We start from the raw sequence: 25,117 nt of genomic DNA, 5'->3' as shown, positions 1-25,117 counted from the left end.
CCGCGCCGACCGCAGGCCATCGGACACCGCCCCGCCCGCCCTCCGGGCGGACGACGGGGGCTTGAAGACGGCCCCTAAACCCGCACGCCGTCCTTCGAACGGGCGTGTGAGGGAAGGCCGTTGGTGAGGTCCTCGACCAGCAGGCGCCAGGCGATGGCGTCCGCCGCGGTGCGCAGCCGGGCGCTGCGGGGTCGGCCGGCGTCGGCGTCGAGGCGGGCGTTGAGCCAGTCGGACCAGGCGCGGCCGAGGGCCCGGACCTCCCGGGTGCCGGCCTCGGTGTGGACGAGACGGTCGCCGTCGCGGACGAGGTAGCCCTCGGTGGCCATCCGGTCGAAGACCGGCTCCAGCACCTCGGGCGGCACCCGCTTGCAGGCGGAGATGAGGTCGAGGTCGGCGTGGCCGATGACCTTGGCGTGCTGGGCGACCTCCATCAGCGCCCAGGCTCCGGCGAGGTCCACCCGGGTGTCGGCGTCGGCGACGATCGTCCGGACGGTGTCGAGGTCCACGCCGCGCACGATCTTGCAGACCGCGTACTCCAGGTGCGGGTCGGAGTCGGCGGTGGTCGGCTGGGCGAAGCCCTCGCCCATGTCGGTCGAGCCGGCCCGGGCGGTGTCGCGCAGCGGCACCTGCTTGAGGAAGAGCGCGACCACGAAGCCGACCGCCGCCACCGGGATCGTCCACAGGTACACGGTGTGCAGGGCGTCGGAGTAGGCGTGGACGATCGGCGCGGCCTGGACGGCGGGCAGGCGGTGCGGTGCAGGCCCTGGGGGCTCTCGGCGGCGCGGGCGAGGAGGGCCGCGTCGACGCCGGTGAGCCGGGCGGAGGCGGCGATGCCCCTGGCGAGCTCGGTCTTGAGGCTGTTGGCGTAGATGGTGCCGAACACGGCGGTGCCGAACGAGCTGCCGATGGTGCGGAAGAAGGCCACCCCGGAGGTGCCGGTGCCGAGGTCCGCGTAGTCGACGGTGTTCTGCACGGCGATGGTGAGCACCTGCATGCTCAGCCCGATGCCGACGCCGAGCACGAACATGTAGAACGAGGCCAGCGCCGTGCTGGTGCCGGGTTCGAGGCGGGAGAGCAGGTAGAGCCCGAGCGCCATCACCGCCGTGCCGACGATCGGGAACAGCCGGTACTTCCCGGTCTTGCTGACCACGTTGCCGCTGGCGATCGAGGCGATCAGCAGACCGAGGACCATCGGGAGCATCCGGATGCCCGAGACCGTCGCCGAGTCGCCGTCGACGTACTGCAGGAAGGTCGGCAGGAAGCAGGTCGCCGAACTTGCCGGCCAGCACGGTGGCCACCGTCTCGGCCGGCAGGTAGGAGGTCACGACCCAGGACATGTGGGTGGCCCCGCCGAGGTCCGCGACGATGGTGGGCAGGGCGGTGCCGACGATGGTCTGGTCGAGGGCGGCCAGCAGCATGCCGAGCACGATCGTGCCGAAGACGACGTTCCGCTGCCGCACGTCCAGGACCGGCGGGGCGGACGGCGGGCTCTCGGTGACGACGGTCATGCCGTCAGCCTCTGGGGTGCGGGCGCCGACCGCGATCCGGTTCGGCCGTTCGGGTGAGGGTGTGCGGGGCGTGGTGCGCGGGGCGCGCAAGCGTGCGGGCAGGGCGTGGGCAGGGCACGCGCAAGGGTGCCCGCCCGAGGTTCGGCCCGGGGGCCGGCCCGGGTGGCGGTGCCGGGTGGGCCGGGTGACGATGAGCCGAGCGGAGCCGGCCGGCGACCGGCCGGACAGGCAGGCCGCCCCGGACACCGGGAAGAGGCTCTCATGACCGCCCAACCCCCGTGCAGCATCGCGCACACCGGCCCGCCCGGCGCCACCGCCGTGGGCGGACGGGCCGACGCGCGGCGCTGGCGGGCACTCGCGGTCTGCCTGGTCGCCGGGTTCATGACCCTGCTGGACGTCAGCATCGTCAACGTCGCCCTGCCGACCGTACGGGCCGGGCTGCACATGTCGGAGAGCGGACTGCAGTGGGTGCTCAGCGGTTACGCGCTGGCCTTCGGCCTGATGCTCGTCCCGGCCGGGCGGCTCGGCGACGCGCGCAGCCGGCGGGCCGTCTTCCTCGCCGGGCTCGCCCTGTTCACCGCGGCCAGCGCGCTGGCGGGCGCGGCCCGGAGCCAGGAGTGGCTGGTGCTGGCCAGGCTGTTCCAGGGCGCGGCGGGCGGCGTACTGGTGCCGCAGGTGTCCGGCTTCATCCAGGTCCTCTTCCAGGGGCCCGACCGCGGCCGGGCGTTCGGTGCGCTCGGCGCCACCATCGGGGTGTCCACCGCCGTCGGACCGCTGCTCGGCGGTCTGCTGATCCACCTGTTCGGGCCGCAGGACGGCTGGCGCTGGGTGTTCCTGGTCAACCTGCCGATCGGCGTCGCCGCCCTGCCGATCGCCCACCGGCTGCTGCCGCCGCCCCTGCCCGCCGCCGAGCGGGCCGGGCACCGCGACTTCGACCCGGTCGGCGTGCTGCTGCTCGGCGCCGGCACGGTCGCGCTGCTGCTGCCGTTCGTCCAGGGGCAGCAGTGGCACAGCGCGACCCGCTGGCTGCTGCTGCCGGTGGCGGCGGTGCTGCTCGCGGCCTTCGTCGGCTGGGAGGTGCGCTACGGGCGGTGGCACGAACCACTGGTGAGCATGGCGCTGTTCACGGTGCGCCCGTACGCGGCGGGCGTGCTGCTGTCGCTGGTGTACTTCGCCGGGTTCACCGCGATCTTCTTCATCTTCACGCTGTACCTGCAGACCGGGCTGCACTACTCGGCGCTGGCGGCGGGTCTGGCGATCACCCCGTTCGCGGTCGGCTCCGGCGTGGCCGCGGCGGTGGGCGGGCGGCTGGTCGCCCGGCTCGGGCGGCGGCTGGTGGTGACCGGGCTGCTGCTGGTGCTGGGCGGACTGCTGGCCGCGGCGCTCGCGGTACAGCTGTGGTCGGGGCCCCGGGTGGGCTGGACGACGGCGCTGCCGCTGCTGCTCGCCGGGGTGGGCAGCGGGCTGGTGATCTCCCCGAACCAGACGCTGACCCTCCAGCAGGTGCCGGTCGCCCGCGCGGGCAGCGCGGGCGGTGTGCTGCAGACCGCGCAGCGGGTCGGCTCGGCGGTGGGCATCGCCGTCGTCGGCTCGGTGTTCTTCGCCCACGCCCACGGCCGCCACCCCGACTGGGCGGCGGCCTTCCAACTGGGCGTGACGGTCGCGGCGGGCCTGGTGCTGGCCGCACTGCTGGTGGCGGCGGTCGACGACTGGGCGGGCCGGCGTGCCTAGGGTGTGTCGGCGAGCAGGGGAGGACCGGGCAGGGGAGGACCGGGTGGGGGAGAAGGTAGCGCGCCGGTCCGACACCACGGTCCGGTTTCCGGAGTGGCGTGAGGCGGTAGGGAGCGGATCGTGACGGATTCCCGAGCGGACTTCCTGGCGGCGGCCCGCGCCGCCGAGCGGCTGCTGCGCCGCCCCGAGGTGGCCGAGTCCTGGCGCGGGCCGAGCGCGTTGGCGCAGTGGAGCGTCGGCGGGCTGGCCGGGCACCTGGCCTACCAAGTCCTGTGCGTGCAGGAGGCCTTGGCCGCCGCGGCACCGACCGAGGAGACGGTCGGCCTGCTCGACCACTACGCCCGGGTGGCGTGGATCGACGCGGCGCTCGACGCGGACGTCAACGTGCGGATCCGGCAGGGCAGCGAGGCGTTCGCCGCCGACGGGCCGGCGGCGGTGCACCGCCGGGTCGCCGCCGTGCTCGCGGACCTCACCACCGCCCTGGCGGCGGCGGACGGCACCCGTCCGGCCCGGCTGCCGTTCTGGGGGCCGTGGTCGCTCACCCTCGACGACCTGCTGGCGACCCGGACGATGGAACTGGCCGTCCACGCCGACGACCTCGCGGTCAGTGTCGGCGTTCCGACCCCTGAACTCCCCCCGGAGACGGCCGACTTCGTGGTCGGCCTGCTGGCCCGGCTGGCGGTTCGGCGGCACGGTCAGGTGGACGTGCTGCGGGCGCTCAGCCGGGCCGAACGGGCGCCGGGGAGCATCTCGGCGTTCTGAACCGCCCCGCCCCGTCCCGTCCTCAGCGGTCCCGCTGGCGTTCCCGGTGATGGTCCCCTCAGTGGTCCCGGCGGTGGATCGCGAGTGCCGCGATCGCCACCGAGGCGAACGCCCAGGCCGCGAAGGTGATCCAGGAGCCCGTGACGGTGGCCGGGTACTCGCTCGGGCGCAGGCCCGCCAGGGTGGTGCGGGCCAGGCGCTGCCAGGCGGGCAGTGGCAGGGCGTGCAGCAGGTCGGCCGTCCAGCGGTAGCGCTCGGTGACCAGGGACGGGACGAAGAACAGCACCACGACGGTGCCCACCACGGCGCCCGCGCTGTGCCGGATCAGGGTGCCGAGCGCGAGCCCGACCAGTGCGCAGACCGGGGCGAAGAGCACGGCCGCCGCGACGTACCGGAAGGCGGTGGGGTCGGTGAGGGACTGCCCGATGCCGACATCGGACAGGATCGCCTGGCTGACGCCGAAGGAGACGCCGACGGTGAGCACCCCGAAGCAGAGCAGTGCGGCAGCCAGCACGCAGGCCTTCGCCACCAGCACCGCCCGGCGGTCCGGTACGGCCGCCAGGGTCGTGCGGATCAGCCCGGTGGCGTACTCGCCCGCGATGGCGATCGCGCCGAGGCTGCCCCCGACGAGCAGCAGGATGTCGGCGGAGGCGAGGTTGAAGGCGTCGTTCAGCGCCCCCTGCGCCATGGCCGCCGGATCGCCGTCGCCCGGCGTGTAGTGGTCGCGGGTGTACAGGGCGGACTTGAGGTTGGCGGCGACGATCGCCAGGGCGCTGAGGCCGAGCACCCAGGGGATCGAGCGCAGCGAGCGGAACTTGATCCACTCGGCGGCGAGCAGGTCGGTGAACCGGGGCGCCGGCTCACCGGGACGAACGGTGGGGGTCGTGCTCATCGGGCTTCTCCAGCCTGGTACTCGACGCTGTCGGTGGTCAGGGACATGAACGCCGACTCCAGGGATGACGTCCGGACGGTGAGTTCGTGCAGCACCACGCCGTTCCGCAGGGCGAGTTCGCCGACCCGCTCGGCGGGCATGCCGGTCACCGTCCCGAACCGGGCGTCCGACTCCCGTACTTCGGCTCCTTCGGTGCGCAACACCTGCGCCAGCAGAGTGAGTTCCGGAGTCCGCACCGCCACCGACGTCACCGCGTTGCGGGCCGAGAACTCCGCCAGGCTCTCGTCGGCGATCAGCCGTCCGCGTCCGATCACCACCAGCCGGTCGGCGGTGTGCTCCATCTCCGCCATCATGTGGCTGGAGACGAACACCGTCCGCCCTTCCGCGGCCAGGCGTCGGAACAGCCCGCGCACCCAGAGCACGCCCTCCGGGTCCAGCCCGTTCAGCGGCTCGTCGAAGAGCAGCACCGGTGGGTCGCCGAGCAGCGCGCCCGCGATGCCGAGCCGCTGCTTCATACCGAGCGAGTAGCCGCGGATCCGCCGCCCGGCGGCCCCGGTGAGCCCGACCTCCGCCAGCACCTCCTCGACCCGCGCGGCCGGGATCGCGTTGCTGCGGGCCAGCGCCCGTAGGTGGTCCCGGCCGGTGCGCCCGCCGTGCACGTCGCCCGCGTCGAGCAGCGCGCCGACGTGCCGCAGCCCGCGCGGGCGGTCGCGGAAGGGGAGGCCGTCGACGGTGACGGCGCCGGCGGTGGGGTCGTTCAGGCCGAGGACCAGCCGCAGGGTGGTGGACTTGCCGGCGCCGTTGGGGCCGAGGAAGCCGGTGACGTGGCCGGGGCGGACGGTGAAGGTGAGGCGGTCGACGGCGGTGCGGGCGGCGTTGCCACGGCCGTAGCGCTTCGTCAGCTCGGTGACTTCGATCATGGGCTCCACGGTGCCGGGGGAGCCGGTGCCGCCGCATCGGACCGGTGTCGACAGTGCGCGCCGGTGTGCGTCACCCCCGGCCGTACAACCAGGGGTGGATGACGGCTCGTCGGACTGTCGTTACGATCTTGAACCATGCCCTCGACCCCCTCCCCGCCGCTGTTCCGGCGCGTCCCGCCCGAGGTCTGGGTCGGCCTCGCCTGGTGCGTGGCCGTCGCCTATCCCGCCGTCCGGCTCGGCGGCGGCGCCGGGCAGCACCACGGCGCCGCCGCGCATGGGGGATGGGCGTTCACCCTGGCCGACACGGCGGTGGCCTTCGCGGGCGCCGCGCTGGTGCGCCGGCTGCCGGTGCTCTCGGTCACCCTGCTGCTGATCGCCGCCTGGACCGAGACCGACGGCTGGGCCGGCGGCGTCCAGGTGCCGCCCGGCGCGCTGCTCGCCGTGGACACCGCGCTCTGCCTGATCACCGCCGCCCGGCCGCGCCGCACCTCGCGGGCCGTGTTCGCCCTGGTCATGGCCTTCCTGGTGTTGCACATCGGGCTGGTGCGCGGCAACACCGTCGGCATCTTCACCGGCACCCACATCGGCTCCGCCGACGGCGCCGCGCTGCTCGCGCTGGTCGCCTGGCTGGTCGGGCGCTCGGTGCGGCAGAACCGGGAGCACGCCGAGGCGTTGAGCACCCGGGCGGCCGCCGAGGCGGTCACCGCGGAACGGCTGCGGATCGCCCGCGAGATGCACGACACCGTCGCGCACAGCCTTGGCATCGTCGCACTGCAGGCCGGTGCCGCCCGCCGGGTCATCGACAGCCGACCCGAGCGGGCCAAGGCGGCGCTGGGCGAGATCGAGTCCGCCGGACGGGACACGCTGGCCGCGCTGCGCCGGATGCTCGTCGTGCTGCGGCGGGCCGACGGCGAGGCCTCGGCCACCGTGCCGCAGGGCCTGGCCGACCTCGACCGGCTGGCCGGGGCGACCACGGCGGCGGGGGTGCGGGTGGAGATCCGGCGGCACGGCGAACAGCGGCCGCTGCCACCGGAGATCGACCTCGCGGTGTTCCGGATCGTCCAGGAGTCGATCACCAATGTGGTCCGGCACGCGGCCGCGACCGCCTGCGTGGTGTCCGTCGACCACCGGACGGCGGGGGAGCTGTCCGTGGAGGTCACCGACCGGGGCCGGGGGCACGGCACCGCCCGGGGCGGTGGCTTCGGGCTGGCCGGGCTGCGTGAGCGGGTCGCCCTGCTGCACGGCGAGTTCGACGCCGGACCGCGCGCCGGCGGCGGGTTCCGGGTCGCCGCCCGACTGCCGGTCCCCGCGGTGGCGGGACCGGCGGGGGCAGAGCCGTCGGAGGCGGGCTCCTCGGAGGCTGCGGGGTCGGAGGTGGGCGCGTGATCCGGGTCGTCCTGGCCGACGACCAGCCGCTGGTGCGGGCCGCGCTGGAGATGGTCATCGCGGAGACCGCCGACGTCGAGGTGGTCGGCGAGGCGGGTACCGGCGCGGAGGCCGTCCGGCTGGCCGCCGAACTGCGCCCGGACGTGGTGGTGATGGACATCCGGATGCGCCCCCAGCCTGGCGGCCGGGAGGTGCCCCCGGTCATGGACGGCATCGAGGCCACCCGGCTGGTGACCGCCGCCGACGGACCGACACGCGTGGTGATGCTCACCACCTTCGACGAGGACGAGCACGTCTACGCGGCGCTGCACGCCGGGGCGTCCGGGTTCCTGGTCAAGGACATGGCGCTGGACGACATCCTCGGCGCGGTGCGGGTGGTCGCCGCCGGGGACGCCCTGATCGCCCCGAGCGTCACCCGGCGGCTGATCGGCGCGTTCGTCGGCGGCCGGGCGCCGGGTGGGGCGCCGGGCCGGGGGGCAGGTCCGGACGCGGCGACCCCGGCCGTACGCCGGCTGGATGCGATCACCGGGCGCGAGCGGGAGATCCTCACCCTGGTCGGCCGCGGCCTGTCGAACACCGAGATCGCCGCCGAGCTGGTGCTCAGCATCGCCACCGTCAAGACCTACATGACCCGGCTGCTCGCCAAGCTGGACGCCCGCGACCGGGTGCAGCTGGTCATCCTGGCGTACGAGGCGGGCCTGGTCTCCGTCCCCGGCTGACCGGGCCCGCAGCGCCGCAGGAACGGTTCAGCGCTTGATCGCCACGCCCGCGTACATCGCGATGTCCCGGTCGCGGACGGGCGCGGCGGCGGCGTCCGGGCGCCAGTGGTGGACCAGCGTGACACCCGGGTCGAGCAGCTCGTAGCCGTCGAAGAAGGCCTCCGTCTCGGCCCTGTCGCGGATCTGCAGCGGTATGCCGCGCGCGTTGTACTCCCGGCCGACGCCGCCCACGCCCACCGGGTCGGTGTCGCCGGTGAAGACGGTCAGGGCGAGGAAGCTGCCGGGCGCCAGGGCGTCCATGAAGCGGCGCACGATGCCCTGCGGGTCGTCCCGGTCCAGCACGAAGTGGACGATCGCGATCAGCGACAGCGCCACCGGCTGCGAGAGGTCGAGCACCTCGCGCAGCCGGGGGTCGCCGAGGATCGACTCCGGGTCGCGGAAGTCGGCGCCCACGTAACAGGTACGGCCCTCGGGCGTGCTGGACATCAGCGCCCGGGCGTGGGTCAGCACGAGCGGATCGTTGTCCACGTACGCGATCCGGGACTCGGGCGCGACCGCCTGGGCGACCTCGTGCACGTTCGGCGAGGTGGGGATGCCGGTGCCGATGTCCAGGAACTGCCGCACACCGTACTGCTCGGCGAGGTGGCGCACCGAGCGCTGCATGAAGTCGCGGGTGGTGCGCATCGAGACGGGCAGCGACGGCCAGGCCTTCACCGAGGCGTGCGCGGCGACCCGGTCCGCCTCGAAGTTGGTCTTGCCGCCGATGAGGTAGTCGTAGACCCGGGCGGAGTGCGGGACGTCCATCCGCAGGTCCACCGACGGGCTCTTCCGCCGCGGATCGCGCTCCGCCCGGACCTCGTTCGCCATGCTCGCCCTCCCGTGGGGATCCGTCACCGGGCCGCCGTGGGTGGCGGTCCTCCGTGCGCATGGTAACGGTCGACCGGGAGGGCGAGATGACGGACCATCAGACAGGACTTCCGGGCGGACGCTCAGGCCTGGGCCTCCGGGTGCCGTGCCTCCACCGCCGCGCCGCCCTGCTGCCGGGGCACGACGGCCTGGTCGGAGCCGTTGCGTCGGTGTGCGGCGAGCTCGATCGCGGCACCGATCCAGGCCGCACCGAAGGACCACGTCGCCAGCCACTCGCACAGGAACAGCGGTCGCACCGGCCAGTCGTCGCCGATGCCCGTCGCCCCGGCCGCGACGGACAGTGCCAGGGCGACCAGGATCACCACCCCGGCCACCAGGTAGGCCGCGCCGACCCGGGCCGGCTGGGTGGACCGGGGGTTGCGGAAGGAGTAGAGGCAGAACATCGCCAGCATGAAGAACAGCAGGCTCGCGAAGACCAGGTGGAACACCCCGATGGTGCGCTGGACGTCCGAGGCCCCGGACGGGGACGTCGGGCACAGCGCGACCCCGACCGCGAAGACGCCGGCCGCCGTGCTCCACCGGTCGTCCCGGCGGTCGAAGCGGTAGCAGACCAGGAACACCCCGAGTGCGCACAGGGAACCCACGAAGATGTTCCGCGTGTCGGTGTAGTACGAGGCGCTCATCGAGCCCGGCCAGAAGCCGTCCGTACTGCGCCCCATCACCTCGGCGGCCAGCCAGTTGCCGAACGGCAGGGCCGGTGGCAGCAGGATGCCGATCAGGCCGACGCCGAGGCGGAGGAACGTGACCGTCCGTCCGTCCTGGACACCCCGCCAGGTGTCCGGGGAGTCCTGCGCGCGTGAGTCGTGAGCCACGGACGCCTCCTTGCCATGCGTACGGGCGCGCGTGGGCGCCCGTGGACTTCTCGGGCCGCGAGGGGGACAGGGCGGGGGCGTATCGACGGGCGCCGCCGAACCTGAACGGCCGTCAACTGTTGTACCCGCATTGGCGTTCGAAGCACCACCGAATTGAGTGGTTTACGCCTTGGCGCGGCTCAGCCGGCGGGCTGCTCGCTGCGCGCGATCAGTGCGTTGAGCAGGGCCGCCCCGCGCTCGGCGTCGTCGACGCTGACCGCGAACTCGGTGCCGCGGCGGGTGCGCACCACCAGGCACATGCCCCCGCGCAGCATCACCGTGGTGCCGAGCCGGTTGACCCGGTAGCCCCAGCCGCCCGCCTGCGCGGCGGTGCGCACCTCGGCGCGGGCCGAGGCGAGGTCGGCGGGGGACCACCGCCGGGCGGGCCAACCGAAGGGGCCGAAGCCGACGGTCAGGCCCCGGGCGGTCACCCGCGCCTGCACCGAGGAGCAGCCGAGGACGGCGACGGCAGGCAGGGCGAAGGGCAGGACGAGCGACCAGTCCAGCCCGGCCAGTCCGCTCGCGGCCGCCAGCACGCCCGCCACCGCGACCAGTCCCAGCACGGCGGCCAGCAGCTGCAGCCACGGGTTCGTGGCCCACGACAGCCAGACGAACTGCTCGCCCTCCGGTACCTCCAGCCCCGGCGCCCCGGGCGGCTGCTCACCGGTGCGCTCCTCGGTCCGACCCCTGAACCGGCGGCTCGCCAGCCAGGTCAGCACCCCGGCGACGGCCGCGGCCAGCGGCACCAGGGCAAGCTCGATGCCCATCGACGCGGCGTCCTGCCAGCGGGCGCGGTCCAGGTTGGCGTGCACGATGGAGGCCTGCGCCCCCGTCAGCAGCATCCCGCCGGAGGCCAGGGTCACCGCCGCGCAGCCGGGCGTCCGCTCGGCGCAGTACCGCTGCAGCAGCGCGGCGACCAGCACCAGGACCAGCCAGAAGAGCGCCGGGAACAGCACCGCCCACGTCAGCGACATCGAACCGTCCGGGTCCCGCCCGCCCCAGTGCGTGGCCAGCGGGTCCGGCAGCCGGTCGCGCGCCGCCAGTGGCAGCGCGACCAGCAGGGCCGGCACGCCGAGCGACCAGGCGGCAGCACCCCACAGCGCGCCCCGGCGGGCCGGGCGTCCCTTCGCTCGTCCTTCGTCCGTCACGACATCCCCCTGATCATGTCCACGAGATCGTTCCTGCTGTAGCCGGACCGGGCCGCGTCCGCGACCAACTGCCGTACCCGCTCGACCAGTTCGGACCGGCTGTCGGCACCGGCGGCGATCGTGATGCCGCGGCCCCGGCGGAACTCCAGCACTCCCTCGTCGCGCAGCGTGCGCAGCCCGCGCAGCACGGTGTTGGCGTTCACCCCCAGCGCCCGGGAGAGCTCCCGGGCCGGCGGCAGCTTGTCCCCGGGGGCGCACTCGCCCTCGGCGACGGCCCGTCTGATCGCCCCCGCGACCTGCTCGTGCAGTGGTCGGGTGTCCCCGATGTCCAGCTTCAGCAACATGGTGCTACTGACGATAGCACCATTCATGTCTTGGTCTAGGGTGCCGGGGAGGACCGGACGCCCCCGCTCGGCCCGCGCGTAGGGAGTGCGTTCGGATCGCTTCCCGGACCGTCAGGGAGGCATCAAGACGTGCCGGTGGGTGTGCCGGGCGCGGGTTGGGTGGAGGACGAGCAGGACGGTCACCACGACACGCGGACGGATCATGCACGGCAGCGGGCGACACCAGGACGGCGCGGCACCCAGGGTGGTGGTCGGGGTCAGCGGATCGCTGGGGAACCTGGCGGCGCTGCACCGGGGAGCGGCCGAGGCGCGGGAGCGCGGAGCGGAACTGCTGCCCGTGCCGGCCTGGGAGCCGCCCGGCGGCGAGCACGGCTACCGCCGCTCGCCCTGCCCGCCGCTGCTCGCGGCCGTCCGGCGGACCGCGCCGGAGGCCCTGGGCACCGGCCGGCACTCCGGAGCCCACGGCGAACCGGTGGACAGCAGGCGGCGGGGCGCGCGGAGCGGTCGCCGGTTCGGACAGTGGGGCCCGTCCGGGAGGGACGGACCCCGACGCGACCCGCTCCGCGCGCTCTGCCGGTCTCCGGGGCGAGGGGGAGGCGGCCTAATCGTCCGAGGGCAGTTCCGCCGGGACGGCGATGACGTCGACCAGGGCCTGGCCGCGCAGCACCGTGAGTGGCAGGGGGCGGCCGATCGCGTCGGCGAGCATCAGGTGCTGTAGGGAGCGGGCGCTGCCCATCGGCTCTCCGGCGGCGGTGAGCAGCAGGTCGCCCTCGTGCAGGCCGGCCTGGTCGGCGGGGGAGCCGGGGACCACCTCGACGATCCGCAGGCCGGCGGGCTGCCCGGTGCGGTGGTGCAGGGCGGGCGGCAGTGGGGCGGGCACCCCGGCGAGGCCCAGGTAGGCGCGGCGGATCCGGCCGTCGGTGAGCAGGGTGGCGATGATCTGCCGGCTGGTGGCGTCGATCGGGACGGCCAGGCCGAGCCCGTTGCCGGCCACCGCCGTGGTGATGCCGACGACCTCGCCGTTCGCGGTGGTCAGCGCGCCGCCGGAGTTGCCGGGGTTGAGCGCGGCGTCGGTCTGGATGACGTTGTCGATGACGCGTACGGCGGTGCCGGAGCGGGCCGGGAGCGAACGGCCGAGCGCGCTGACCACGCCCGCCGTCACCGTCCCGGCCAGCCCGAGCGGGTTGCCGACGGCGACGACGAGCTGCCCGACCCAGAGCGCGGTGGCGTTGCCGAGCCGCACCGGGGTGGGGGTCGGGCCGTCGGCGCGCAGCACGGCGAGGTCGGAGAGCGGGTCGGCGCCGATGGTGTGGAAGGGGGAGGTGGTGCCGTCGGCGAAGGCCAGCGTCCCGGCGTCGGCGTGGCCGACCACGTGGGCGTTGGTGAGCAGGAACCCGTCGTCGGTGAAGACCACCGCCGAGCCGAGCGCGGTGCTGAACCAGCCGCCCCGGCCGCGCCGCGGCACCTGGAGGGCGGCGACGCGCGGGGTCACCGCGGCCGCCACGGTGGTGACGATCCGCGAGTAGGCGTCCAGCGCCTGAGCCGTTCCGTCCGCTGTTCCGTCCTCGGTTCCGTCCGTGGGGACGTGCGGACCGGGCGGGACGCCGTCGGGGGCGTGCTCGGGCCCGGGGAGTGTGTCGGCCACGGTGCTCACCCCTCTCGCCGGCGCGGGTTTCTCACGGTTCCAACAACGGTGCGGCGTCGAAGCTTCCGCGGCCGGCTCCTGACGCGGCCCCTACGTGCGGCCGACTACAAAGAGGCGGCAAAGCAAGCGTATGGTGTGGGCAAAGCCACCGGTGCGGGGAGGGCCTGATGGAGACCACGCTGGAAGCGGACTGGCACACGCTCGGGACCCCGGGCGGCGGCCGGCTCGGCACCGAGCACCTGCTGGTCGCGGCGGTGGGGTCGAACGGCCCTGCGGGCGCGGCCCTCGCCGCCGCCGGGGCCACCGAGGGCGAGCTGCGCGCCCTGCTGCGTGAGCGCGACCGCGCGCACGGAGAGGGCTGGGACGCGGACGAGGAGGCCGACACCGCAGTGCCCGCCCGGGAGGTCCTCGGCGCCCCCGCGGCCCCGGAGCTCGTGCTGACCGGCGCCGCCGCCCGCGCGCTCGCCGCCGCGGTGGCGGAGGTCCGACACGGCGGCGGGCGCAAGCTCACCGCCGAGCACGTCCTGCGCGCCCTGCTCGCCGACGACCGCACCCGCGCCGCTGAACTGCTGCGCGCGGCGGGCGTCGCACCGCAGGCGGTCCGGGACCGTCTGGCCGGCCCGCCCGCCGGGCTGGACCCGCTGCTGATCCCCACCCGGGAGGCGCTGCTCGGCCGCCGGCCGCACCGACTCCCGCTCTGGAAGCGGATGTTGAAGCCCGGGCCGGGTGCAGCGGCGGCCCCCTCCGCGGACTGGATCCGGCGGGAGGCGGACGAGCAGGCCCAGCGGCTCGGCCGCCGTACGCCCGGCACCGAGCACGTCCTGCTCGCCGTCCTGGCCGTCCACGAAGTCCTGCGCCGGCACCCGCGGGGCGACGTGGACGACACCGGCGGCGAGCTGCTCGCCCGGCTCGGACTCGACTACGCGCGGGTCCACGCCGCCGTCACCGCCGGGACGGTCGCGCTCCCGGCCGACCCGCGCTCCGTCGAGGCCTACCTGGCCGGTGCGGACCCCGGCCCGCTGGTGCGGGCGCTGCTCGAGGAGGACACCCGGGCCCGGCGGCTGGTCGAGGCGCTGCGTGCCGACGAAGCCGGAGGAGACGACCGACGCCCGGGCGGGTTCAGAGCAGCGTGACCGCCAGGCCGACGGCGCCCAGCACCACCAGCACCCCGAGCGCGAGGAACCCGTACTCGAGCCCCGCCCGCTCCCGCCCGTCGACCAGCACCTGTCGGGGGTCGGCCGGGTCGTAGCGGACCGGTACGTAGCGGCCGTCCGGCAGCGGGTGGCGGGCGGTGGACGGGACGGGGGAGAAGACCTCGACCACCCGGCCGTCCGCGGTCTCGAACTGCAGCAGCGGACGCGGCGGCAGTGCGCCGGCCTCCCGGTCCGCGGCGCGGGCCCGCACCAGCGCCGAGGCCGGGACGCCGACCCGGCGCAACCGTCGCAGCTCGCGCAGCCCGACCGCGCCGGCGAGGTAGGCGACCACGCCGCCCAGCGCACCGAACACCACCACGGCGAATCCGGCCGTCCCGCCCACCGCGTCTCCTGCCCGAGGAATGCCCCTGCGGCCCAGTATCGCCCACCGCAGGCACTCTTGACGCTCCGGAATGGTCCAGCCCACTGTGATCGACGACATGTTCCTGTCACCATCGACCGCATAGGGAGCACCGTCCGTGAACCCGCAGTCCCGCCTCGCCCTCGGCGCCGCCGCCACCGCCCTCCTCCTCGGCGCCGCGCCCGCCGCCCCCGTCGCGGCGGCAGCCCCGGCTCCGGCTCCGGCCGTCGTCAAGGTCGGCACCGCCAAGCAGCTCCAGGCCGCGCTCGCGGCCGCCGTGCCCGGCCAGACCATCCAGCTCGCCGACGGCACCTACTCCGGCAGCTTCAAGGCCACCGTGCCCGGCACCGCCGCCGCCCGGATCACCCTCACCGGCTCGTCCAGGGCCGTGCTCACCACCCCGACCGGCGGCGGCTACGGCCTCCACCTGGACGGCGCGAGCTACTGGACCGTCCAGGGCCTGACCGTCACCGGCGCCCAGAAGGGCATCATGGCGGACGCCGCGGACTACGTGGTGCTCGACGACGTGACGGTCCACCACACCACCATGGAGGGCGTGCACTTCCGCAACTCCAGCGCCCACGGCACGCTGCGCGACTCACGCATCCACGACACCGGCCTGAACCGGGACGGCCTGGGCGAGGGCGTCTACGTCGGCACCGCCAACACCCTCTCCGACCGCAGCGACTACGTGCAGATCATCGGCAACACCTTCGGCCCGAACATCGGCGCCGAGAACGTCGACCTCAAGGAGGGCACCACCGGAGGCCTGGTCTCCGGCAACTCCTTCGACGGCGACGGCCTCACCGGCCGCAACTACGACGACTCCTGGGTCGACGTGAAGGGCAACGGCTACGTCATCGAGAACAACACCGGCCGGCGCACCACCGACGACGGCTACCAGACCCACAGCGTCCAGCCGGGCTGGGGCTGCGGCACGGTGTTCCGCGGCAACCGCTCCGACCTCACCGGTGCCGCCGGAGCGGACCGGTACGCGATCGACGTGACGAATTACGACGCCGCGAGGTGCAAGGTGACGATCGGCGCGGGCAACACCGTCACCGGGGGCCGGGGCCTGGTGAACCCCGGCGTCCCGGTGGGCTGAGCGTCCCGGCCCGCGCTACAGCTCGCCGAGCGGGACGTTCGGGTCGGCCAGCGCCTTGGTGTCCACCACCCGCTTCGAGCGCACCAGTTCGCGGATCGGGTCGGTGACGTCCCAGACGTTGACGTTCATCCCCGCGAGCACCCGGCCGCCGGACAGCCAGAACGCGATGAACTCGCGGGTGGCCGGGTCGCCGCGGAACACCACCCGGTCGTAGCCGTCCGGCTCGACGTAGCCGACGTACTCCATGCCGAGGTCGTACTGGTCGGTGAAGAAGTACGGAACGCGGTCGTACACCGCGTCCGGCTGCCCGAGCAGCGCGCGGGCGGCGGTCTGCGGCTGGTTGACGGCGTTGGCCCAGTGCTCGACCCGGATGTGCTTGTCGAACAGCGGGTGGTAGGCGTTGGCGACGTCGCCGGCGGCGTAGACGTCCGGGTCCGAGGTGCGCAGGTGCCGGTCGGTCCTGATGCCGTTGTCGACCTCCAGCCCGGCCGCCTCGGCGAGGCCGGCGGCGGGCGCGATGCCGATGCCGACGACGACCGCGTCGGCCGCCACCGTCGTGCCGTCGGCGAGCTTCACGCCGCTCACCGTGCCGCCGTCGCCGGTCAGTTCGGCCACCTTGACGCCGAAGCGCAGGTCCACGCCGTGGTCCCGGTGTAGGTCGGCGAAGACCTGGGCGACCTCCCGGCCGAGCACCCGCAGCAGCGGGAGTTCGAGCGCCTCCAGCACCGTCACCTCGGCGCCCGCCTCCCGCGCCGCGGCCGTCACCTCCAGGCCGATCCAGCCCGCGCCGATCACCACGATCCGGGCGCCCGGCCGCAGCGCCGCCTTGATCCGCTCGCTGTCCTCGACCCGGCGCAGGTAGAGCACGCCGTCCTGGTCCGCGCCCGGGACCGGCAGGCGGCGCGGCACCGAGCCGGTGGTGAGCAGCAGCTTGGCGTACTCCACCCGGCCGTTGTCGGTGAGCGTCACGCTGTGCCCGGCCGGGTCGATCGAGGACACCGCCGTGCCCAGGCGCAGCGTGACGTCGTGCTCGGCGTACCACTGCGGCGGGTGGACGTAGATCTTCTCCCGGGGCGTCTTGCCCAGCAGGTACCCCTTGGACAGCGGCGGCCGCTCGTACGGGCGCTCGTGCTCCTCGCCGATCAGGACGATGCCGCCCCCGTACCCTGCCTCGCGCAGCGCCTCGGCCGCCTTCGCGCCGCCCAGGGACGCGCCGACGATCACGACCGGGCGGTCCTGCCCGCCGCCCGCTCCGGTGGTGCCGCTGTCCGTGCCCGCCATGGCTCAACTCCTCGTTCTCCGGCCGCAGATCAGGGTCAGCCTGCCGCCGTCCGGGTGGTGTGTCGAGGCCGTGTCGGGCGCGCCGCGCCACGCTCGCCCGTTCGGGTGAACGACGGGCCGGGTGGGAGACCGGAGCGGGTGGACGGGGCCGGGTGGACGGGGCCGGGACGGACGCCCGGTGCTACGCGGTCATGGCGTCCCTGACCAGCGCGGTGTCGGTGAACTGCTCGAAGCGGACGATCCGGCCGCCGCGGACCGTGAAGTGGTGGGCGACCCGGACCGCGAGCGGCTTTCCGGTGCCCTTGTGGACGGCCGTGTAGCGGGCCAGCACCACGACGTCCTCGCCGTCCACCACGTAGTGGTCGTCGTGCGCCGTCCAGTCGTCCCACTCGGCGGCCAGCCGCTCCATCACGTGGGCGGTGACGCCCTTGGGGGTGCGGTAGGTGCCGGCGAGCGGGAAGCCGGCCATCTCGGTCCACTCGACGTCCTCGGCGAGGGTGGCGCGCAGCGCGGCCAGGTCGCCCCGGGCGGAGGCCAGGTACTGGCGGCGGACCACGTCGGCGGGGGCGCCGGACTCGGCGAAGCCGGCGACGTCCCGGGGGATCTCGATCACCGCCCGCTCACCCCCACGCCATCTCGCCCATGACGACCTTGGTGCCGATGTCCACCGCGATCCGCAGCCCCAGCTCCGGGAAGCGCCGCTCCAGCGCCGCCTTGGCGGTGGAGGCGTCCGCGACCCGGCCGATCTCGGTCTCGAAGGCGCGCAGGTAGGCGCGGGTGTGGTCGACGGCGTTCAGGTCGGTGGGCGCGTCGGCGACCCGGTGGCCGGCCGCCACCCAGGTCGGGTGGAGCGCCTCGATGTCGTCCAGCATGTCGATCCAGGCGGCCCGTTGGGCGGAGTCGGGGGTGTCGGCCGTCCACACGTGCAGGCCCTCGAAGAGCAGCACCCCGCCGAGCACGGCGCGGTGGTGGTGCTGCCACAGGTAGTGCCGGTCCGGCAGGTGGAAGTCGGCGCCGCGCAGCTCGAACCGGTGGCCCTCGAAGACGATCTCGTCCCCGGGCAGCACCTCGGGCCGCACCAGCCGGGTCGGCAGCTCGGGACCCAGGTGGGACCAGGCGCGCAGCTTGGCGTCGTAGGTCTCCTGGATGTGCTCGACGGTCGAGGCGGTGGCCAGGAAGCGGGCCTGCGGAAAAGCGTCCTGGACCTCCTGGGCGCCGAAGTAGAAGTCCGGGTCGCCGTGGCTGACGAACACGGTGGTCAGCTGCTTGCCGCTCGCCTTGATCCGCTCGACCAGGCGGCGGCCGTCGGAGCGGGTGAACCCGGCGTCCACCAACAGGGCGTCCCGCGGGCCGGTGACCAGGACGGAGGTCTTGTTGAGCGAGCTGTCGGGGCTGTCGATGATCTCGAAGTCGAGAGCACTCATGGAGATTGCCGTCCTTCCTCGGGCCGGGCGCGCCTCGCCGCCAGGATCGGCGTTGGGCGCGGCGCCCGCATCCGGAAGGCGTCAGGCGCGGGTCCAGAGCGTGAGGTCGCTGCTCGTGGCGACCGCGAGGGTCCGGCCGGTAGGGGAGAAGCCCGCGGCGCGCAGGGTGGACCAGCTGGCGTCGAAGACCTGCCACCAGCTCTCGCCGTGCTCGCCCTGCCACGGCCCGCGGCCGGTCGCGAGCAGCACCCGGTGGTGCGGCCACTCCGGGGCGGCGACCTCGAGGTGCCAGCCGCCCTCGGCACTCGTGTGCAGGCCGCCGCCCCACGTCCCGGCCACCGGGATCCGCACGTCCGTGACCTGGCCGAGGCCGGGGCAGCACAGGTCCGGGCCGTCCGGGTCCTCGTCCGGCTCGTGGTCGCGCGCCAGCTTCATGCCCGTCACCGCGTCGAACAGGCCGTGCCCGGCGGTCGAAACGGTCAGCACCAGGTCGTGCCCGCTCTCCGGGTGGACGGCGAAGCCGATGCCGAGCAGCCCGCCGACCGGGATCAGCCCCCGGCCGACCGGCCGCCACGGCTCCGGCGGGGCGGTCACCGCGGCGGCCAGGATCCGGTCGCGGAGGTGCTGCTGGTACGGGGTCAGGGCCATGGGGACGATCATCCCACCCGCGCTACCACTGCGCCGGGCCCAGCCGCAGCACCGCCAGCGCACCCAGCGCGGTGGCGGCGGCGAGCGGCACCCACAGTGCCCCCGGACCCGCGGCGAGCAGGGCCGTCAGCACCGCCGGCGCGGCCGCCCGGCCCACGCCCATCGACAGCTCCCAGCGCGCCAGCGCCCGCCCGAGCAGCTGCGGCGGGGCGACGGCCGCCAGCGCCGTACCCGAGCCGGTGTAGAGGATCTCGCCCAGCGTGTACAGCACCGAGACCACCGCGATGCCCGCCGCCCCGGGCGTGCCGCCCAGCGCCCCGACCGCCCAGAAGCCCAGGTAGGAGACCGTCAGCAGGGCGCCCGAGGCGGCGAGGACGGCGCGCCGCGAACGGTCCGCCAGCCGCAGCACCAGCGCCAGCTGCAGCGCGATCACCAGCACCGTGTTGCCGACGAACAGGCCCGAGGACCAGGCCGGGGAGGCGTGCAGCTGCAGCACCAGCAGCGCGGGCAGCGCCACCTCCAGCACGTCGAAGCAGAACGCGTACGGCAGGTTGGCGAGGGCTGCAGGACAGCACCACCAACGCCGCCGACAGCGGGGGCGTCACCTTCATCCCCACCGCCTTCGGTCGCCCCCACCTCCTGGTCGTGTACGCCCCCGGCTGGCGGCCCGTCCTGCAGTACCCGGTCGCCGAGGCCGGCTTGCCCGAGCCGGTCTCGCTCTCCGTCGTCCAGCAGCGGCTGGAGGCGCTCGCCCACCCCGTCCGGCTGCGGCTCGCCCGCACCATGGCCCGCGGCCCGCACACCACCGGCGAACTGGCCCCCGCCTGGCAGCTCAGCGCGCCCGAGGTGTCCCGCCACCTCGCGGTGCTGCGCAAGGCCGGGCTGCTCACGACGCAGCGGCGCGGGCGGTACATGCTTTACCAGCTCGACCTGGCGGGCAGCGCCCGGCTCGGCTCGGACTTCCTGGAGGCGGTGCTGCGGTGAGCCACCGTGACCCGGCGGGCGGGAACACCGGAGGGGCGGAGCGCGTTCGTCCGGGCATGACCGACGACTCCACCGCCACCGCTGCCCCATCGCCCGACGTCCTCCGCTACGCGGCCTTCGCCACCCGCCCCGAGGGCGGCAACCCGGCGGGCGTGGTGCTCGACGCCACCGGGCTGACCGACCGGCGGATGCTCGCCATCGCCGCCGAGCTCGGCTATTCCGAGACGGCCTTCCTGACCGCCGGCCAGGCCGAAGGGGCGTACCGTGTACGGTACTTCAGCCCGCTCACCGAGGTGCCGTTCTGCGGGCACGCGACGGTCGCCGCCGCCGTCGCCGTCGCCGAGCAGACCGGCCCCGGGCGGTACGTCTTCGCCACGGCGGCCGGGGACGTCCCGGTCGAGGTCGAGCGCGGCGCCGACGGGCTGCTGCGGGCCACCCTCACCAGCGTCGAGCCGAAGGTCGAGGAGGTCCCCGCGGCCGACGTCGAGGAGGCGCTCGCCCTGCTCCGCTGGTCCGCCGCCGACCTGGACCCGGCGCTGCCGCCGCGCGTCGGCTACGCCGGCGCCCGGCACCTCGTGCTCGCCGCCGGCACCCGCGACCGGCTGGCCCGCCTCGACTACGACTTCGACGGCCTGGCGGACTTCATGCGGGCCCGCGACCTGGTCACCCTCCAGCTGGTCTGGCGCGAGGCCGCCGAGGTCTTCCACGTCCGCGACCCGTTCCCGGTCGGCGGCGTGGTCGAGGACCCGGCCACCGGAGCCGCCGCGGCCGCCTTCGGCGCCTACCTGCGGGACCTGGGCGCGGTGACCGCCCCGACGGTGCTGACGCTGCACCAGGGCGAGGACCTGGGCCGCCCCGGCGTCCTGCGGGTCGAACTGCGCGCGGAGGACGCACGGGTGCGCGTCTCGGGCACGGCGGTGGCGATCCGTTAGGCCCGGGTGCGGACCCCACCACCTGTCCTACGCGCTGCGCTACCTGGAGTTCCTGGGCCACGTCGAGCCGAGCGAACGCCCGTACCACGAAGGCGATCCGGCCGCTGAGCTGCGTGCCGCCCCGGCCTGCGGCGGGGCGGGCGGCCGCGCGTAGACTGCCGGGGTGGAACGACCGACGCCGGGCCCGGGCAGCCCCGTGGCCACCGGGGCCACCTGGGCCACCGGGGCCCAAGTCCTCCCCGAGCTGCCGCTGCAGGAGCTGGAGTGCTTCACCGTCCTCGTCCACCAGCTGCACTTCGGGCGGACGGCGCAGCTCCTGGGCGTCTCCCAGGGCCGGGTCTCCCAGCTGATCAAGCGTCTGGAGAGCAGGGTCGGCGCCCCGCTGTTCCGACGGACCAGCCGCCGGGTCGAGGTGACCGAGCTGGGACGGGCCCTGGCCGAGCAGGCGGTGCCCGCCTTCGAGCGGCTCCGGGACGGCTTCGCCGCCGCCCGGGCCGCGGCGGCGACCGTCCGACCGCTGCGCCTGGGCTTCCAGTGCGCGGTGTACGAACCGGTCGCCCGGGCGATCGCGAGCCTGCCGGAGGGCGCGGCCCAGCTGGTCGAACTGCCCTGGGCGGACCCGTTCTCGCACCTCATCCGGGGCGAGGTCGACCTGGCGATCGTCCTCGCCCCCTGCCGGGAGCCCGGGCTGGAGGTGCTGCTGGAGTTCTCCCGGCAGCCGGTGTACCTCGCCGTCTCCGCCGCGCAGACCGCGGCCGGGATGACCGGGGTGACCGCCGAGGAGCTGGCCGCGCTGCCGCTGATCGAACCGCGCGGCCCGGCCCCCGAGTACTGGCGCGAGGCCAACGCGCCCCGGCGCACGCCCGGCGGCCGGGAGCTGGCCTACGCGGCGGGCGCCGGCACCATCCAGGAGGGACTGTCGATGGTGGCCGGCACCCGCCGGGGGCTGCTGCTGTGCGAGCGCAGCACCACGTACGTCCGGCGCCCGGACATCCGCTTCCTGCCGGTGCCGGAGCTGGCGCCGACCACCCTGGAGGCGGTGCAGCACGAGCGGCGGCCGCACCCGCTGGCGGCGGAGTTCGTCAAGCTGCTGGTCGAGCACGTCGACTGAAGCTGCGACAACCTTCGGGGACGGGAGGTGGCGGGCTTCAGGGGCGGGACACGGCGGTGAGCAGCAGGCCGGCGGCTGCCAGGGCGCTCGCGGCGAGCAGGGCGGCGCGGTTCCCGGCCTGGTCGACGACCAGTCCGCCGGTGAAGGAGCCGAGGGCGATGCTCGCGTTGAAGACGCCCGCCCAGACGGCTGCCGAGGCTTCGAGCCCGGCCGGGTCGGCGGTGCGCACCCAGTTCTGGGTGGAGACCGACACCCCGCCGTACGCGGCGCCCCAGACGACCAGGGTGAGCAGGACGGTGCCGACGCCGCCGGTGGCGTACGGCAGCAGGGCGGCGGCGAGGGCGAGACCGGTGAGTGCGAGGGCGACGGCGGTCCTCGGGCGGCGTCCGGACAGCGGGCCGAGGGTGAAGTTCCCGGCGACGCCCGCCAGTCCGTACACCAGAAGGCAGGCGGCGATGGCCCCGCTGCTCAGGCCCGCGTCGGCTTCGAGGACCGGGCGGACGTAGGTGTAGCCGGTGAAGTGGCCGAGCACGACGAGGGTGGTGATCGCCGACCCCGCGGCGACGCCCCGGTTGCGCAGGGCGCCGGTGAGGCCGCCCAGCCGTCCGCGTTCGTGGACCGGCAGCGGGGGCAGGGTGGCGGCGAGGACGGCGGCCGAGGCGGCGCCGAGCAGGGCGAGTGCCCAGAACGCGGCGCGCCAGTCGAGCAGTGCGGCGAGGTAGGTGCCGAGCGGGACGCCGAGGACGGAGGCGATGGAGACGCCGGAGAAGATCAGCGTCATGGCCAGGGCGGTTCGCGGGCCGTCGGCCAGGCGCGGGCCGATGCTCGCGGCGAGGCCCCAGACGATGCCCATCGCCGCGCCGAGCAGTACCCGGGCGGCGGCCAGTACGGCGAAGTTCGGGGCGAGGGCGGTCAGCGCGTCGGCGGTGCCGAGCAGCAGCATGAAGGCGACCAGGACGGTCCTGCGGTCGCGCAGCCCGGTCAGCACCGGGGCGAAGGGGGAGAGGACGGCGGCGAGGAGGCCGGTGATGGTCAGGGAGAGGCCGGTGACCCCGTCGGTGACGCCGAGGCTGCGGGACATGGGGGTGAGCAGGCCGACCGGCATCATCTCGGAGGAGACCACGGTGAAGGTGGCGAGGGCGACGGCGAGGACCGGTGACCAGCGGTGGGCTGGGCCGGACGCGGTCGGTGGTGCGGGGGTGTCCGTGTCCGCAAGGGGTTCCGCGTTTGTCATGCGGTCAGCTCATCAGTCGGCGCGAAGGCCGAACAAGATCGATAAGCTCATCGACCCATGAGCCGGGCTCATTGATCAGGATGTCCCGGTGGTGCCCGCCGCTGTGGTCGGGGTCGACGGACACCACCGGGGAGGGGTCACTCCGCCGGGTCGATCCGGTAGCCCCCGCGGGCCGAGTGGAGGGTGAGCGCCTCGACCGGGCAGAAGTCCACCGCCTCGGTCAACTGATCCGTCAACTCCGCCCCGCCGTCGGCGTATTCGGCCAGGGGCGCGGCCAGTCCGTCGGCGCCGAGGGCCAGCGATTCGGGGGCGCTGAGGGCACACATCCCGGAGCCGATGCAGCGGTCCCGGTCGACCCGGACGATCACCGGATCGGTGTCCGCCCGGCCCGTCACCAGGTCACCCGCAGGGAGTTCGGGCTGCGGGTGAGCAGGCCGCGGCGCCAGTCGATCCGCTCGACCGCGTCGGCCATCCGCAGGGCGGGCAGCCGACGGGCCAGCCGGTGCAGGGCGAGCTCCAGCTCCATCCGGGCCAGCCAGGCGCCCAGGCAGTGGTGCGGCCCGGCCCCGAAGGTCAGCATCGGCGCGGCGAGCGGGGAGAACAGCTCGGTGCGCAGGTCCCCGGTGAAGACCTCCGGGTCCTGGTTGGCGGCGCCGGTGTCGGCGGCGACCACGCTGCCCGCAGGGATGACCACCCCGCCGATCTCCACGTCCTCGACCGTGCGGCGCATCAGACCGGGCATGTGTTCGTGGGCGTCGCCGAGCGGGACGGCGCGCAGCAGCTGCTCGGTCGCGGCGGCGGCGCTGGTCTCGTCGGAGGCGAGCTGCTGCCAGGCCTCGCTGCCGTCCTGGAGCAGGTAGACCAGGGCGTTGCCGAGGCTGGTCATGGTGGTCTCGTGGCCCGCCACGACCAGGCCGATGACCAGGGCGACCAGCTGCGCCTCGGTGATCGAGCCGTCCTCGGCGGCGGCCGCGAGCAGGCTGCTGACCAGGTCATCGCCGGGCTCGGCACGCCGCTCCGCGATCACCCCGGCGCCGAAGTCGGCGAACTCGGTCATCGCGGTGACGATCGCCTCGGCGCTGTAGGCGGTGGTGGACAGCGCGTGGTCGCTCCAGTGGGCGAGCCGCTTGGTGTTCAGGTTGTCCAGGCCCATCAGCCGGCTGATCACCGCGACGGGCAGCGGGCGGGTGTAACCGGCGACGATGTCGGCGGGGGAGCCGTGGTCGATCAGCTCGTCGATGAGGGACTCGACGACCGAGGCCACCCACGGCTTCCAGCGGGCTATCGCGCGCGGGGTGAAGGCCCGCTGCACGGTGCGGCGCAGCCGCTGGTGCTCGGTGCCGTCGATGTTCAGCATGCTCTGCGGGTCGTCCAGGATGTTGGGCGTGACCGTGATCGACGGCGCGTCCGGCGCGTAGAGCGGGGCGCGGCCCAGCCGCGGGTCCGTCAGGACCTGCCGCACGTCGGCGTGCCGGCTGACCAGCCAGACCGGCGTGCCGGTGGGCAGCGCGGCGAGCCGGGGCGGGCCGGGGTCGAGGTGGCGCAGGCAGTGCAGCGGGGGGAGCGGGGCGGTGCCGGTTCCGGCACCGGTCGCACTGTTCTCGGTGGACATCCGTACTCCAGACTCCAGGGCGGTGGACCGCGCGCGGCGGTCCGGCGGGGGGTGGATCCGGGAATGGTGCGGGGGACGGGTGGTGCGGCCGGCTGGCGGCTCGACACGGGCCGGGGCTGGTCGGGCGTCTGCTGCGGGGTGGCGCGAAACGTGCGGGGGCGTACGGTCGGTACGCTCCGGGCACGGCGGCGCGCGGTGGCGCGCCGTCAGGTGGGGCGGGTGTGCTGAGCGTGGTCGCGTGGACCGTCTCTGCTACGAACCGTACGTGGGCCGCGGGGCGCCCGTCTGCGGCACTTCCAGCCAACACCGGCGCTTTCCGGGCAGTTCGAGGCGCGCTGACGAGCGCTCAGCGCCGCCCGTGCGCCCCCCTCCTCCGGAGCCGCGCCGGACGGCCCCCGT

The 25,117-nt window shown here is 74.9% G+C and carries 24 protein-coding genes and 2 pseudogenes; 9 read left to right on the top strand and 17 right to left on the bottom strand.

All coding sequences use genetic code 11. The features are described from left to right. Positions 1 to 74: 74 nt before the first annotated feature. Positions 75 to 1,508: pseudogene (locus tag ACZ3TI_RS17275) on the bottom strand (MFS transporter). Between the two features lie 261 nt (positions 1,509 to 1,769). On the opposite strand from ACZ3TI_RS17275, the gene ACZ3TI_RS17270 reads away from it, so the two are divergent. Further along, positions 1,770 to 3,239, top strand: a complete 1,470-nt coding sequence (locus tag ACZ3TI_RS17270; protein ID WP_465727047.1) for an MFS transporter — start codon at positions 1,770 to 1,772, stop codon at positions 3,237 to 3,239. Between the two features lie 120 nt (positions 3,240 to 3,359). Beyond that, entirely contained in the window at positions 3,360 to 4,001 is a 642-nt protein-coding gene (locus ACZ3TI_RS17265) for a maleylpyruvate isomerase N-terminal domain-containing protein (protein WP_465727046.1), read from the top strand. A gap of 58 nt (positions 4,002 to 4,059) precedes the next feature. Here the strand turns inward: ACZ3TI_RS17265 and ACZ3TI_RS17260 are convergent, their stop codons facing one another. Together ACZ3TI_RS17260 and ACZ3TI_RS17255 are read right to left on the bottom strand one after the other, a co-directional pair. Then, positions 4,060 to 4,893 (bottom strand): ABC transporter permease, encoded by an 834-nt coding sequence (locus tag ACZ3TI_RS17260; RefSeq protein WP_465727045.1) that lies wholly within the window; start codon positions 4,891 to 4,893, stop codon positions 4,060 to 4,062. Continuing rightward, the gene (locus ACZ3TI_RS17255; RefSeq protein WP_465727044.1) at positions 4,890 to 5,813 is read right to left on the bottom strand and encodes an ABC transporter ATP-binding protein; all 924 of its coding nucleotides are present in this window, start codon (positions 5,811 to 5,813) and stop codon (positions 4,890 to 4,892) included. The genes ACZ3TI_RS17260 and ACZ3TI_RS17255 overlap by 4 nt, the downstream gene beginning before the upstream one ends. Before the next feature lie 135 nt (positions 5,814 to 5,948). On the opposite strand from ACZ3TI_RS17255, the gene ACZ3TI_RS17250 reads away from it, so the two are divergent. Then, positions 5,949 to 7,199, top strand: coding sequence for a sensor histidine kinase (locus ACZ3TI_RS17250; protein WP_465727043.1), 1,251 nt, complete (start codon positions 5,949 to 5,951; stop codon positions 7,197 to 7,199). 50 nt (positions 7,200 to 7,249) lie between these two features. Then, complete coding sequence (locus ACZ3TI_RS17245) at positions 7,250 to 7,918, top strand: response regulator (RefSeq protein WP_465727094.1); 669 nt, start codon at positions 7,250 to 7,252, stop codon at positions 7,916 to 7,918. 27 nt (positions 7,919 to 7,945) lie between these two features. On the opposite strand, the gene ACZ3TI_RS17240 is transcribed toward ACZ3TI_RS17245, so the two are convergent. From ACZ3TI_RS17240 to ACZ3TI_RS17220, 5 genes are all read right to left on the bottom strand, one after another. Beyond that, entirely contained in the window at positions 7,946 to 8,785 is an 840-nt protein-coding gene (locus tag ACZ3TI_RS17240) for an SAM-dependent methyltransferase (RefSeq protein ID WP_465727042.1), read from the bottom strand. A gap of 122 nt (positions 8,786 to 8,907) precedes the next feature. Continuing rightward, the gene (locus tag ACZ3TI_RS17235; RefSeq protein ID WP_465727041.1) at positions 8,908 to 9,657 is read right to left on the bottom strand and encodes a hypothetical protein; all 750 of its coding nucleotides are present in this window, start codon (positions 9,655 to 9,657) and stop codon (positions 8,908 to 8,910) included. 179 nt (positions 9,658 to 9,836) lie between these two features. Continuing rightward, positions 9,837 to 10,844: a DUF1648 domain-containing protein gene (locus ACZ3TI_RS17230; protein WP_465727040.1), complete on the bottom strand. Its 1,008-nt coding sequence runs from the start codon at positions 10,842 to 10,844 to the stop codon at positions 9,837 to 9,839. After that, entirely contained in the window at positions 10,841 to 11,188 is a 348-nt protein-coding gene (locus tag ACZ3TI_RS17225; RefSeq protein ID WP_465727039.1) for a GntR family transcriptional regulator, read from the bottom strand. Before ACZ3TI_RS17225 ends, ACZ3TI_RS17230 begins: the two co-directional genes overlap by 4 nt. 601 nt (positions 11,189 to 11,789) lie before the next feature. Beyond that, the gene (locus ACZ3TI_RS17220) at positions 11,790 to 12,833 is read right to left on the bottom strand and encodes a S1C family serine protease (RefSeq protein ID WP_465727038.1); all 1,044 of its coding nucleotides are present in this window, start codon (positions 12,831 to 12,833) and stop codon (positions 11,790 to 11,792) included. A gap of 167 nt (positions 12,834 to 13,000) precedes the next feature. Between ACZ3TI_RS17220 and ACZ3TI_RS17215 the strand changes: the two genes are divergently transcribed. Continuing rightward, positions 13,001 to 13,966: a Clp protease N-terminal domain-containing protein gene (locus tag ACZ3TI_RS17215; protein ID WP_465727037.1), complete on the top strand. Its 966-nt coding sequence runs from the start codon at positions 13,001 to 13,003 to the stop codon at positions 13,964 to 13,966. On the opposite strand, the gene ACZ3TI_RS17210 is transcribed toward ACZ3TI_RS17215, so the two are convergent. Continuing rightward, complete coding sequence (locus ACZ3TI_RS17210; RefSeq protein ID WP_465727036.1) at positions 13,953 to 14,369, bottom strand: DUF3592 domain-containing protein; 417 nt, start codon at positions 14,367 to 14,369, stop codon at positions 13,953 to 13,955. The genes ACZ3TI_RS17215 and ACZ3TI_RS17210 overlap by 14 nt on opposite strands. 136 nt (positions 14,370 to 14,505) lie before the next feature. Between ACZ3TI_RS17210 and ACZ3TI_RS17205 the strand changes: the two genes are divergently transcribed. Next, positions 14,506 to 15,492, top strand: a complete 987-nt coding sequence (locus ACZ3TI_RS17205; protein WP_465727035.1) for a right-handed parallel beta-helix repeat-containing protein — start codon at positions 14,506 to 14,508, stop codon at positions 15,490 to 15,492. Positions 15,493 to 15,507: 15 nt separating this feature from the next. On the opposite strand, the gene ACZ3TI_RS17200 is transcribed toward ACZ3TI_RS17205, so the two are convergent. The 5 genes from ACZ3TI_RS17200 to ACZ3TI_RS17180 all read right to left on the bottom strand — a co-directional run bounded on the left by ACZ3TI_RS17200 (position 15,508) and on the right by ACZ3TI_RS17180 (position 19,371). Beyond that, positions 15,508 to 16,773: an NAD(P)/FAD-dependent oxidoreductase gene (locus tag ACZ3TI_RS17200; protein ID WP_465727034.1), complete on the bottom strand. Its 1,266-nt coding sequence runs from the start codon at positions 16,771 to 16,773 to the stop codon at positions 15,508 to 15,510. Between the two features lie 181 nt (positions 16,774 to 16,954). Then, complete coding sequence (locus ACZ3TI_RS17195) at positions 16,955 to 17,386, bottom strand: nuclear transport factor 2 family protein (RefSeq protein WP_465727033.1); 432 nt, start codon at positions 17,384 to 17,386, stop codon at positions 16,955 to 16,957. Positions 17,387 to 17,393: 7 nt separating this feature from the next. Then, a complete protein-coding gene (locus tag ACZ3TI_RS17190) occupies positions 17,394 to 18,197 on the bottom strand; it encodes an MBL fold metallo-hydrolase (RefSeq protein ID WP_465727032.1) in 804 nt (267 codons plus the stop codon). An 81-nt stretch (positions 18,198 to 18,278) separates the two neighbouring features. Further along, entirely contained in the window at positions 18,279 to 18,845 is a 567-nt protein-coding gene (locus tag ACZ3TI_RS17185) for a hypothetical protein (protein ID WP_465727031.1), read from the bottom strand. 22 nt (positions 18,846 to 18,867) lie between these two features. Then, entirely contained in the window at positions 18,868 to 19,371 is a 504-nt protein-coding gene (locus ACZ3TI_RS17180) for an MFS transporter (RefSeq protein WP_465727030.1), read from the bottom strand. Between the two features lie 35 nt (positions 19,372 to 19,406). Here ACZ3TI_RS17180 and ACZ3TI_RS17175 point away from each other — a divergent pair. The 3 genes and pseudogenes from ACZ3TI_RS17175 to ACZ3TI_RS17165 form a co-directional block, all read left to right on the top strand. Beyond that, a pseudogene (locus ACZ3TI_RS17175) lies at positions 19,407 to 19,829 on the top strand (ArsR/SmtB family transcription factor); the annotation flags it as partial. 56 nt (positions 19,830 to 19,885) lie between these two features. After that, the gene (locus tag ACZ3TI_RS17170) at positions 19,886 to 20,761 is read left to right on the top strand and encodes a PhzF family phenazine biosynthesis protein (protein ID WP_465727029.1); all 876 of its coding nucleotides are present in this window, start codon (positions 19,886 to 19,888) and stop codon (positions 20,759 to 20,761) included. A gap of 163 nt (positions 20,762 to 20,924) precedes the next feature. Continuing rightward, a complete protein-coding gene (locus ACZ3TI_RS17165; protein ID WP_465727028.1) occupies positions 20,925 to 21,872 on the top strand; it encodes a LysR family transcriptional regulator in 948 nt (315 codons plus the stop codon). Positions 21,873 to 21,909: 37 nt separating this feature from the next. On the opposite strand, the gene ACZ3TI_RS17160 is transcribed toward ACZ3TI_RS17165, so the two are convergent. The 3 genes from ACZ3TI_RS17160 to ACZ3TI_RS17150 form a co-directional block, all read right to left on the bottom strand. Next, complete coding sequence (locus ACZ3TI_RS17160; RefSeq protein ID WP_465727027.1) at positions 21,910 to 23,106, bottom strand: MFS transporter; 1,197 nt, start codon at positions 23,104 to 23,106, stop codon at positions 21,910 to 21,912. Positions 23,107 to 23,243: 137 nt separating this feature from the next. Then, positions 23,244 to 23,501, bottom strand: a complete 258-nt coding sequence (locus ACZ3TI_RS17155) for a ferredoxin (RefSeq protein WP_465727026.1) — start codon at positions 23,499 to 23,501, stop codon at positions 23,244 to 23,246. After that, on the bottom strand, positions 23,498 to 24,718 hold the full coding sequence (locus tag ACZ3TI_RS17150; RefSeq protein ID WP_465727025.1) for a cytochrome P450: 1,221 nt from the start codon (positions 24,716 to 24,718) through the stop codon (positions 23,498 to 23,500). Before ACZ3TI_RS17150 ends, ACZ3TI_RS17155 begins: the two co-directional genes overlap by 4 nt. Positions 24,719 to 25,117: the final 399 nt, after the last annotated feature.

This window comes from Kitasatospora sp. NPDC023120, assembly GCF_055560835.1.
The sequence above is the reverse complement of the archived record's forward strand: the minus strand, read 5'-3'. Positions and strand labels throughout refer to the sequence as shown.

Bases quoted from the DNA above. Each gene is read 5' to 3' on its own strand.
- ACZ3TI_RS17185 (WP_465727031.1), bottom strand. From the start codon at position 18,845: ATGGCCCTGACCCCGTACCAGCAGCACCTCCGCGACCGGATCCTGGCC.
- ACZ3TI_RS17170 (WP_465727029.1), top strand. From the start codon at position 19,886: ATGACCGACGACTCCACCGCCACCGCTGCCCCATCGCCCGACGTCCTC.
- ACZ3TI_RS17215 (WP_465727037.1), top strand. From the start codon at position 13,001: ATGGAGACCACGCTGGAAGCGGACTGGCACACGCTCGGGACCCCGGGC.
- ACZ3TI_RS17250 (WP_465727043.1), top strand. From the start codon at position 5,949: ATGCCCTCGACCCCCTCCCCGCCGCTGTTCCGGCGCGTCCCGCCCGAG.
- ACZ3TI_RS17245 (WP_465727094.1), top strand. From the start codon at position 7,250: ATGGTCATCGCGGAGACCGCCGACGTCGAGGTGGTCGGCGAGGCGGGT.
- ACZ3TI_RS17225 (WP_465727039.1), bottom strand. From the start codon at position 11,188: ATGTTGCTGAAGCTGGACATCGGGGACACCCGACCACTGCACGAGCAG.
- ACZ3TI_RS17260 (WP_465727045.1), bottom strand. From the start codon at position 4,893: ATGAGCACGACCCCCACCGTTCGTCCCGGTGAGCCGGCGCCCCGGTTC.
- ACZ3TI_RS17255 (WP_465727044.1), bottom strand. From the start codon at position 5,813: ATGATCGAAGTCACCGAGCTGACGAAGCGCTACGGCCGTGGCAACGCC.
- ACZ3TI_RS17190 (WP_465727032.1), bottom strand. From the start codon at position 18,197: ATGAGTGCTCTCGACTTCGAGATCATCGACAGCCCCGACAGCTCGCTC.
- ACZ3TI_RS17160 (WP_465727027.1), bottom strand. From the start codon at position 23,106: ATGACAAACGCGGAACCCCTTGCGGACACGGACACCCCCGCACCACCG.
- ACZ3TI_RS17150 (WP_465727025.1), bottom strand. From the start codon at position 24,718: ATGTCCACCGAGAACAGTGCGACCGGTGCCGGAACCGGCACCGCCCCG.
- ACZ3TI_RS17240 (WP_465727042.1), bottom strand. From the start codon at position 8,785: ATGGCGAACGAGGTCCGGGCGGAGCGCGATCCGCGGCGGAAGAGCCCG.
- ACZ3TI_RS17270 (WP_465727047.1), top strand. From the start codon at position 1,770: ATGACCGCCCAACCCCCGTGCAGCATCGCGCACACCGGCCCGCCCGGC.
- ACZ3TI_RS17200 (WP_465727034.1), bottom strand. From the start codon at position 16,773: ATGGCGGGCACGGACAGCGGCACCACCGGAGCGGGCGGCGGGCAGGAC.